Origin of the sequence: Halomonas sp. 3D7M (assembly GCF_014897885.1) — a bacterium.
Taxonomy (GTDB): domain Bacteria; phylum Pseudomonadota; class Gammaproteobacteria; order Pseudomonadales; family Halomonadaceae; genus Vreelandella.
The window spans coordinates 1-1955 of record NZ_JABUZF010000028.1 but is presented as its reverse complement, the minus strand read 5'-3'; the positions used below and the strand labels follow the sequence as shown (position 1 = coordinate 1955).

At 47.1% G+C, this 1955-nt stretch carries 2 protein-coding genes; both read left to right on the top strand.

Annotated features, from left to right (window positions below):
• Positions 1–200 precede the first annotated feature (200 nt).
• Complete coding sequence (locus tag INT22_RS00625) at positions 201–1319, top strand: FAD-dependent monooxygenase (protein ID WP_193067488.1); 1119 nt, start codon at positions 201–203, stop codon at positions 1317–1319.
• 21 nt (positions 1320–1340) lie between these two features.
• Complete coding sequence (locus INT22_RS00620; RefSeq protein ID WP_193067487.1) at positions 1341–1841, top strand: ATP-binding protein; 501 nt, start codon at positions 1341–1343, stop codon at positions 1839–1841.
• The last annotated feature ends 114 nt before the right edge of the window (positions 1842–1955 follow it).

Below are 1955 nucleotides of genomic sequence, written 5' to 3'. Positions count from 1 at the left end.
ACGTCGTAGGATGAACGCTTACGCACGCTTAAAGCTCAGCTGTTCATATACCGCCTGAAAGCTCAGTAGCCATTGAAGCTCGATTTTTTCAATCATAGATTCTCTCATAAAATGGGATTAATAACGCAATAATAGCGTGTTTATCCCCGAGAGTGGCTTTGTGACAATCTCTACCGAATTTAACTATTGAGGTAGGGTCGATGAAAAACACTAATCGTATTGCCATTGTTGGTGCAGGGGGGGCTGGAATAGCGCTGGCAATACTCGCCACACAACAAGGCTATCAAGTGAGCGTGTATGAGCGTGACAGTAAGGTCTCGTCCATTGGTGCTGGCGTGACTTTATGGCCAAATGCAATTTTTGTTCTGCAACAGATGGGGGTGGAAAAAGAGCTAAAACACCTGGGTGGTGCTCCCCGTTTAATGCGTCAGTTTGATCAATTTGGCGTTTGGCAGGGTGAGCTTGATATTGAGGAAGTGAACCTGCGGAGTGGCTTCTCCAGTATAACAATATTGCGCCGTGATCTTATGGGCATACTGGCCAAGAGGTTGGATGATTTGGGGGTAAAAATACACCTTGGTTGCCCAATGACGGCGCAGGATATTGACCGATTAAAGCAAGAGTTTGACGTGGTGGTAGGAGCCGATGGGAGAATGAATTCGGTGGTGCGTCACACGCTATATGCCGAAAAGGTGAGCCCCCGTTATCAAGGATTCATTAATATCATTGGTATCAGTCAGTTGAATGAAGGTGTTTTAGATAACGCCATCCATGATTTTCGTGGCTTGGGTGAGCGGTTTGGAATTGTCCCTATGAATAATGGGCTATGTTTCTGGGCTGGCGCATGGAATGCCGATATTGATAAACAACGGCCCTTATCTGCTTGGTATGATGAGCTGCATCAGCGTTTTCGCTGCTGGCCTGACCCGGTACGCAACGTGCTGAAATTCTATGATGCAGCATCGCTCAATCGCATTTTTGTTCATGATCTTGATCCCCTGCCTTATTGGCATCAAGACAATGTTGTCATTATTGGAGATGCGGCCCATGCGTCTTTACCAACATCTGGGCAGGGAGCATGTCAAGCGCTGGAAGATGCGTGGCATCTTGTCAGGCTTTTGGGAGAGCAAGGTGAGTTGGAAAGTGTTCTGACAAGTTTTTATCAGCAGCGAATCGTTAAGACATCCTCAGCTCAAACCGTTGGAAGACAGGTAGCCGAGAGGATTTTTGGAACACAACTTGAGTCTCAGCCAGCGACTTTAGGCATTTCTGCTGAGCAATTAAGCCTGTTATGGATGCAGGGATTAGAAACGCAGTAGGCGTAGTTAAAAGAGTAAGAAATGAGTTCTTATGGAACGTTAATATTTTTCTGCGGAAAGATGGGCGCTGGAAAAAGCACGCTGTCTGCCAGCATTGCGCGTGAGCGCGGCGCCGTGCTGCTTTCAGAGGATGACTGGTTATCTGCTCTTTTTCCTGGCGAAATCAACGATTTCAACGACTACATCAGCTACTCGTCACGCCTTAAGCCATTGCTTAGGGAACACGTTGAGCAAATACTTTTGGCAGGCACCACTGTGGTTCTAGATTTCCCCGGCAATACCAGGAAGCAAAGGGCATGGTTTAAGGATATCTACTCGCCACGCGGGATACCCCACGAACTGTACTATGTGATGGCAGAAGACGAGGTTTGTCTAAAACAGCTGAAACAGCGCCAAAGGGAGCAGCCTGAGCGGGCGAGCTTCGATACCGAGGAAGTTTTCAGGATGGTAACGGGTTTCTTTGAGCCTCCCGAAGAATCAGAGGGATTCAATGTCGAGGTTGTAGAGCGGACGTTTACATAATCTCCATATTGCCGATCTAGATGCTTTCGGTATCGTTTTAGCAGCGTTTTCAACACGTTGAAAGCATATACTTAAAACCTCATTATGGCCTAAGTGCCTAACCGAAAGTTTTCG